The following is a 6,488-nucleotide window of genomic DNA, read 5'->3' as shown; positions in this document are numbered from 1 at the left end:
CGCGCGGTCCTCCCGCGCCGACCGCACCGCCGCCGACACCGGCCGGACCGGATCCTCCCGGTTCGCCTCGGCGCCGCCCAAGGTCGCCCGCTCGACCCCGCCGCCGCGCGAGCGGCTGTCCGCCGCGGCCGACCCCGTCGACCGCGGCCATCCCCCGGGCTGCGTCCCGACCGCGCCCCGGCCGTCCCGCACCCCTCGGCGCCGCTGCCCGACGTGACCCCCGACGCGCTGCGCGACGACCGCGACCCGTTCCGGGACACCGGTCGCGCCGCCGGCCGGGCGCCTCGCGCCGGCGCGCGCCCCCGGGCCGAGGACCGGCACCTCTCCACCGGCCCCATCCCGGTGGTCGGGGCCGACGTCGACGACCTGGACGACGACGCCACGCCGCAGGAGAGCGCGCTCGCCTGGTTGCGCTTCGGCGGCGAGCTGCTCATCGCCCTGGCCGCGGGGGTCGGGGTCTTCTTCGCCGCGACCCTGCTGTGGGAGATGGCCGCCTACGTCGCCCTGCTCCTGGTGCCCCTGGCCGTGACGGGCCTCGTCGCGGGGGTGGGCGTGTGGCGGCAGCGGCAGGGCGACGAGCCGATGGGGCTACGGCTGCTCGCCCTCCTCGTCTTCGCCGGCACGCTCCTGACGATCGTCCCCGCGGCGCAACTGCTCGCCTCCCGCTGACCGGCGCCGCTCAGGCGCCGGTGTCGGCCGGCTCGGTGTCGCGCGCGGCGGCGAACTCCTCCACGATCGCGGCGTCGAAGGCGTCCAGGTCGTCGGGCTTGCGGCTGGTGATCAGGTTGCCGTCGACGACGACCTCCTCGTCCACCCACGTCGCGCCCGCGTTGCGCAGGTCGGTCTGCAGCGACGGCCACGACGTCATGCGCCGGCCGCGGACGACGTCGGCCTCGGCCAGCACCCAGGGCGCGTGGCAGATGGCGGCCACCGGCTTGCCGGCCTCGAAGAACGCCTTCACGAAGGCGACCGCGTCGGCGTCGGCCCGGACGAAGTCGCCGTTGATGACGCCGCCGGGGAGGACCAGCGCCGCGTAGCCGTCGGGATCGGCGTCGGCGACGGTCGTGTCCACCTTCTTCGTGTCGCCCTTGTCGAGGTGCTGGAAGGCGGTGATCGACCCGGCCTCCAGCGACACCAGCTCCGGCGCGGCGCCGGCCTCCTCGAGCGCCTGCCACGGCCGGTCCAGCTCGACCTGCTCCACGCCGTCGGTCGCGAGGACCGCCACCTTCATCCCGTCCAGTTCTCCAGCCATGGGGCTGCCGCTACCCCGTGACCCGGGTGCCACACACGCGGCGCACTAGGTTCGTCCCATGCCCGAGCAGCCGTTCCCGCAGCGCCGTGGCCTGGCCGTCATCGGCGGCGGGCGGATGGGGGAGGCGCTGCTGGCCGGGTTCGTCCGCCGCAGCGGACCGGGTGACGTCGTCGTCTGCGAGCGCAGCGCCGAGCGGGCCGCGGAGCTCGCGGGCCGGCACGGCGTCGAGGTGGTCGACCTCGCGGTCGCGGCGGCCCGCGCGCGGGTGCTGCTGCTCGCGATCAAGCCGCAGGACGTCGACGCGGTGCTGGCCGACCTCGCCCCGTACGTGGACGACGGGCACCTCGTGGTGTCGGTCGCCGCGGGTGTCCCCACCGCCCGGATCGAGGCGGCGCTGCCGGCGGGGGTTGCGGTGATCCGGGCCATGCCGAACACGCCGGCCCTGGTCGAGGAGGGGATGAGCGTCGTCTCCGCGGGTGCTCACGCCGGGGACGCCGACCTGGCCGAGGCCGAGCAGCTGCTGGGGGCCGTGGGCGAGGTCCGGCGGGTGCCCGAGCCGCAGCAGGACGCCGTCACCGCGCTGTCGGGCAGTGGCCCGGCCTACTTCTTCTACCTCGTCGAGGCGCTGGTCGACGCCGGGGCGGCGCTCGGCCTCTCCCGCCGGCTGGCGGCCGACCTGGTCGTCCAGACGGCGGTCGGTGCGGCGGTCATGATGCGCGACTCCGGCCAGGATCCGGCCGACCTGCGGGCAGCGGTCAGCAGCCCGAACGGGACGACGGTCGCCGCGATCGCCGAGTTCGACAGCCACGACGTACGGGCTGCCGTGGCCGCCGCCGTGACCGCGGCGCAGGCGCGGTCGCGCGAGCTCGGGGGCTCCGGCAGCTGAGACGGGCGGGGCTGCCGCTCGATGCGGAGGCCCGGGTGGCCGGTGTTCCCCCTGCGACCGCAGATGATCACGGGCCGCAAGCGGGCGAACACGCTAGCGCAACGGAGTGCAGATTCCGTGCACGCTGCGTCGTGTCGTCGTCACGCCTGTGGAGGACGCGCCGAGCCATTTGTCGACCGGTCGACATAGGTAGATATCTGCCCAGGACGGATCGGTCCGTCTGTTCGATTCATCCATCGCTCCAGTCACGCCCGTCCCCTTACGCTCAGTGTCAGCTCGTGCGTGTTCAGTTGCCGGTGGGGAAGCCGGCGCCACGGCTCGAGCTAGGTCCGGAGACGAGAACCATGAGCATGCCCCAGCGCCACGCCGCCACCGTCGTCCGTCCGGGGATCCCGGGCCAGCGTCCGATGGGCCGCCCCATGCCGGCCTCCGCGGTCGCGCGTCCCGTGCCCGCCGCCCACCCGGCCGCCATGCCCGTGGGTCGCCCGAGCGTTCCGGCCCCCCGCGCGGCCGTCACGTTCCTCACCGTGGCCGAGGTGGCCGCGATGATGCGCGTCTCGAAGATGACCGTGTACCGCCTCGTGCACGCCGGCGACCTCTCCGCCGTCCGCGTCGGCCGCTCCTTCCGCGTCCCGGAGCGCGCGGTGCAGGACTACCTGCGCGACGCGTACACCGACATCGCCTGAAAGAGGACCCCGTCCTCCTCACCCCTCGCACGCTCGGGGCGAGCCCCTGGACGGGACCGGGGACGGCCCGGCTCCACTCCTGCGGAGCCGGGCCTCGCCGTTTCCGGGGGGTGGTGGGACGACGGGGTCGCTCCCGGGCCGGTACGCTCGGACGCCGGGTGAACCGGGCCCGTGGCCCGGTTCCGCACGAGCGCGCATATTTTCGTCACGACGTCTGGAGCACCACGTGGGTTCGGTCATCAAGAAGCGGCGCAAGCGGATGGCGAAGAAGAAGCACCGCAAGCTGCTGAAGAAGACGCGCGTCCAGCGCCGCAACAAGAAGTGAGCTGACGCTCGTGCCGCCCGCGGTCGTCCTCGTTACCGGCGTGAGCCGGTGGCTGGGCGGAGCGCTGGCGGCCGAGCTCGCGGCCGACCCCTCGATCGGGCGGGTCATCGGCGTCGACACGGTCCCGCCGTCGCCGGCGATGCTGCGCCGGCTCGGACGCACCGAGTTCGTGCGCGCCGACATCCGCAACCCGCTGATCGCGAAGGTGATCTCGGCGGCGTCGGTCGACACCGTCGTCCACATGAACATCAGCTCGACGCCGGCCGGCGCGGGCGGTCGCGGCCCGATGAAGGAACTCAACGTCATCGGCACGATGCAGCTGCTGGCCGCCTGCCAGCGCGCCGAGACGGTGCGCCGGTTCGTGCTCAAGTCCACGACCGCGGTGTACGGCGCCTCCTCCCGCGACCCCGCGGTCTTCACCGAGTCGATGCACGCGCGCCAGGTCCCGTCCGGCGGCTTCGCCAAGGACAGCGTCGACATCGAGGGCTACGTCCGCTCCTTCGCGCGGCGCCGGCCCGACGTCGACGTCGCGGTGCTCCGGTTCACCAACTTCATCGGCCCGCGGATCGACTCGCTGCTCACCCACTTCCTGCGGATGCCGGTGGTCCCGACGGCGCTGGGCTACGACGCCCGCGTCCAGCTCCTGCACGAGGACGACGCCCTGGCGGTGCTCGTGCGGGCCACCACCGGCGAGTTCTCGGGCACGGTCAACGCGGGTGGCGAGGGGACGCTGCTGCTCTCGCAGGCGGTCCGCCGGCTCGGCCGGATCGAGGTGCCGCTGCCGACGCCGGCGCTGGGCTCGGTCGGGCGCATCTCGCGGCGCTTCGGCTTCGTCGACTACTCGCCCGAGCAGATGCGCTTCCTCAACTTCGGCCGGGTGGTGGACACGACGAAGCTGCGCACGGAGTTCGGCTACGTGCCGCGCTACACGACCGCCGAGGCGCTGGCCGACTACGCGCAGACGGTCCCGCCGGTGGTGCCGCCGCGCTTGATCGAATCGGCGTCCTCGCGGGTCCGGGGGGTGCTCACCCGGGTCGGCGACACCACCGCCGCCGTCGGCGACAGGTTGCACCCGGCCCCGCCACCTCCGGGCCTGCGGGCGGTGCGCGATGCCTGAGGCTCGGGTCATCCCGCTGCGCCCCGACGACGACGAGCCCTACGTCCCGCCGCCGGCCCCGCCGGGCTGGGAGGACCAGGTCTCCGAGCTGCTGGACTTCCTGCGGCGCCGCGTGACGGGGGAGTACGAGACCGACGAGTTCGGCTTCGACCCCGACCTCGCCGACCACCTGCTGCTGCCGATCCTCCGACCGTTCTTCCACTCGTGGTTCCGGGTGGAGACCCAGGGGCTGCAGAACGTGCCCGACGTCGGCGGAGCGCTGGTCGTGGCCAACCACTCCGGCACGCTGCCGGTCGACGCGCTGATGACGACGGTGGCGCTGCACGACGAGCACCCGGCCCAGCGCCGGCTGCGGCTGCTGGGTGCCGACCTGGTCTTCGACGTCCCGTTCGTCGGCTCGATGGCCCGCAAACTCGGCACGACGCTGGCCTGCAACGAGGACGCCGAACGGCTGCTGAGCGAGGGCGAGCTGGTCGGGGTCTTCCCCGAGGGGTTCAAGGGCATCGGCAAGCCGTTCCACGAGCGCTACACCCTGCAGCGGTTCGGTCGCGGCGGCTTCGTCAGCGCCGCCCTGCGCACCGGTGCGCCGATCATCCCGTGCGCGATCGTCGGGGCCGAGGAGATCTACCCGATGATCGGCAACGCGCGCACCGCGGCACGGCTGCTCGGGCTGCCGTACTTCCCGATCACGCCGACCTTCCCGCTGCTCGGTCCGCTGGGCCTGGTGCCGTTGCCGTCGAAGTGGCTGATCGCCTTCGGGGAGCCCATCGAGACCGCGTCCTACGGCCCGGCCGCGGCCGAGGACCCGATGCTGGTCTTCAACCTCACCGACCAGGTACGCGAGACCATCCAGCAGTCGCTCTACCAGCTGCTCATGCAGCGCAAGGGCGTCTTCGGCTAGCGGAAGAGGCCGGAAGGGCCGCGCTTCAGGAGGCCTTCGGCGAGCGTGCGACCCGTGGGCGCGAGGGCGGCCTTCTGGTCGTTGCGGCGGCGCAGGGCGATCGCGCCGCCGACGGCGCCTCCGGAGAGCGCGGCGGCCGCCAGGGCCGGCAGACCGTACTTCGCCGCCTTCCGACCGGTCCGGAAGTCGCGCACCGTCCAGCCGCGGGCCTTGGCGACGGCGCGCAGCTCGGTGTCCGGGTTGATCGCCACCGCGGTGCCCACCAGCGACAGCATCGGCAGGTCGTTGGCCGAGTCGCTGTAGGCGGTGCAGCGCTCGAGGTCCAGCCCCTCCCGCTCGGCGAGGGCCAGCACCGCCTCCGCCTTGGCCGGCCCGTGCATGAGCTCGCCCACCAGGCGGCCGGTGTACGCGCCGTCCACCACCTCCGCGACCGTGCCCAGCGCGCCGGTCAGCCCGAGTCGCTGGGCGATGATCGAGGCCAGCTCCACCGGCGTCGCGGTCACGAGCCAGACGCGCTGCCCGTTGTCGAGGTGCTGCTGGGCGAGCGCCCGCGTGCCGGCCCAGATCCGGTCGGCCATCAGCTCGTCGTAGATCTCCTCACTGGCCTGCACGATCTCCGAGACCGGCCGCCCCGCGACGAACGCCAGGGCGTTCTCCCGGATCGTGTTGACGTCGTCGGCGTTGCCCTCGTTGCCGCCGATGCGGAACTTCGCCTGCTGCCAGACGAAGCCGGCCATGTCGCGGGCGGTGAAGTACTTGCGCGCGGCCAGCCCGCGCGCGAACCAGAAGAGCGAGGCGCCCATCATCATCGTGTTGTCGACGTCGAAGAACGCCGCGGCCGTGGGATCGGGTTCGACGGCCGGCGGGAGCGCGACGTCGGCCGCGGCGGCCGACGCGGCACCGGCCACGTGGGCGCGGGTCTCGTCGCCGCCCGGCTGGTCCGGTGTCGCCGGGCGGATGTCCTTGCGGCTGCGGAAGGGCAGTCGCGCCACGGGTGTCCTCCCTGGATCCGATCCGCCGCGCGAGCGGCCCTCGACGACAGCGACCTTAGCGGGGGTCGCCGCGGTCAGCCCGGAGAGCGGTCAGCACCGCCCCAGCCGGAGCAGGCGCGGTAGCTCCAGGCAGGCATCCAGCGGCAAGGGCGCCGGTGCATCGAGCACCGGCGGCTGCGTGGGGGCCGGTGCCGTCGTCGAGGGCGGGTCGAGCAGGTCGGGCACGAGGCCACCCGGGGTCGTCGGCAGCGGGACGCCGGGCACCGCCGGCGTCGTGGGCCGCCCGGCCGGGGGCGGCTGCTGCGCCGGAGGCTGCTGGCCGGTGTGCC

Annotated in this window: 9 protein-coding genes and 1 pseudogene; 7 read left to right on the top strand and 3 right to left on the bottom strand. The window is 74.1% G+C overall.

Going from position 1 to position 6,488, the window contains the following annotated elements; translation table 11 throughout:
- Together A6V29_RS20670 and A6V29_RS06325 are read left to right on the top strand one after the other, a co-directional pair.
- A partial coding sequence (locus A6V29_RS20670) for a hypothetical protein (RefSeq protein ID WP_212719047.1) occupies positions 1-217 on the top strand: 217 nt, incomplete at its 5' end.
- Positions 214-669, top strand: coding sequence for a hypothetical protein (locus tag A6V29_RS06325; RefSeq protein WP_137159527.1), 456 nt, complete (start codon positions 214-216; stop codon positions 667-669). The genes A6V29_RS20670 and A6V29_RS06325, both read left to right, overlap by 4 nt.
- A 10-nt stretch (positions 670-679) precedes the next feature.
- Here A6V29_RS06325 and A6V29_RS06320 read toward each other — a convergent pair whose 3' ends face one another.
- A complete protein-coding gene (locus A6V29_RS06320; protein WP_137159526.1) occupies positions 680-1,252 on the bottom strand; it encodes a type 1 glutamine amidotransferase domain-containing protein in 573 nt (190 codons plus the stop codon).
- Between the two features lie 58 nt (positions 1,253-1,310).
- On the opposite strand from A6V29_RS06320, the gene proC reads away from it, so the two are divergent.
- The 5 genes from proC to A6V29_RS06295 all read left to right on the top strand — a co-directional run bounded on the left by proC (position 1,311) and on the right by A6V29_RS06295 (position 5,167).
- Positions 1,311-2,138 carry a pyrroline-5-carboxylate reductase gene (proC, locus tag A6V29_RS06315; protein WP_137159525.1) on the top strand — a complete coding sequence of 276 codons (828 nt, stop codon included), beginning with the start codon at positions 1,311-1,313 and terminating at the stop codon, positions 2,136-2,138.
- A gap of 344 nt (positions 2,139-2,482) precedes the next feature.
- Complete coding sequence (locus tag A6V29_RS20665) at positions 2,483-2,824, top strand: helix-turn-helix domain-containing protein (RefSeq protein WP_170977723.1); 342 nt, start codon at positions 2,483-2,485, stop codon at positions 2,822-2,824.
- Positions 2,825-3,050: 226 nt separating this feature from the next.
- The gene (locus A6V29_RS06305; protein WP_012854759.1) at positions 3,051-3,149 is read left to right on the top strand and encodes a 30S ribosomal protein bS22; all 99 of its coding nucleotides are present in this window, start codon (positions 3,051-3,053) and stop codon (positions 3,147-3,149) included.
- Positions 3,150-3,189: 40 nt separating this feature from the next.
- On the top strand, positions 3,190-4,266 hold the full coding sequence (locus A6V29_RS06300) for an NAD-dependent epimerase/dehydratase family protein (protein WP_249933056.1): 1,077 nt from the start codon (positions 3,190-3,192) through the stop codon (positions 4,264-4,266).
- Positions 4,259-5,167, top strand: a complete 909-nt coding sequence (locus tag A6V29_RS06295; protein WP_137159523.1) for a lysophospholipid acyltransferase family protein — start codon at positions 4,259-4,261, stop codon at positions 5,165-5,167. Before A6V29_RS06300 ends, A6V29_RS06295 begins: the two co-directional genes overlap by 8 nt.
- Here A6V29_RS06295 and A6V29_RS06290 read toward each other — a convergent pair.
- Positions 5,164-6,159, bottom strand: a complete 996-nt coding sequence (locus A6V29_RS06290; protein ID WP_249933055.1) for an HAD family hydrolase — start codon at positions 6,157-6,159, stop codon at positions 5,164-5,166. The two genes, A6V29_RS06295 and A6V29_RS06290, sit on opposite strands and share 4 nt — an antisense overlap.
- A gap of 90 nt (positions 6,160-6,249) precedes the next feature.
- A pseudogene (locus tag A6V29_RS20660) lies at positions 6,250-6,488 on the bottom strand (hypothetical protein); the annotation flags it as partial.

It is taken from the genome of Blastococcus sp. CCUG 61487, assembly GCF_005222955.1.
Lineage (GTDB): Bacteria > Actinomycetota > Actinomycetes > Mycobacteriales > Geodermatophilaceae > Blastococcus.
The sequence above is the reverse complement of the archived record's forward strand: the minus strand, read 5'-3'. Positions and strand labels throughout refer to the sequence as shown.

Bases quoted from the DNA above. Each gene is read 5' to 3' on its own strand.
- A6V29_RS06320 (WP_137159526.1), bottom strand. From the start codon at position 1,252: ATGGCTGGAGAACTGGACGGGATGAAGGTGGCGGTCCTCGCGACCGAC.
- proC (WP_137159525.1), top strand. From the start codon at position 1,311: ATGCCCGAGCAGCCGTTCCCGCAGCGCCGTGGCCTGGCCGTCATCGGC.
- A6V29_RS20665 (WP_170977723.1), top strand. From the start codon at position 2,483: ATGAGCATGCCCCAGCGCCACGCCGCCACCGTCGTCCGTCCGGGGATC.
- A6V29_RS06295 (WP_137159523.1), top strand. From the start codon at position 4,259: ATGCCTGAGGCTCGGGTCATCCCGCTGCGCCCCGACGACGACGAGCCC.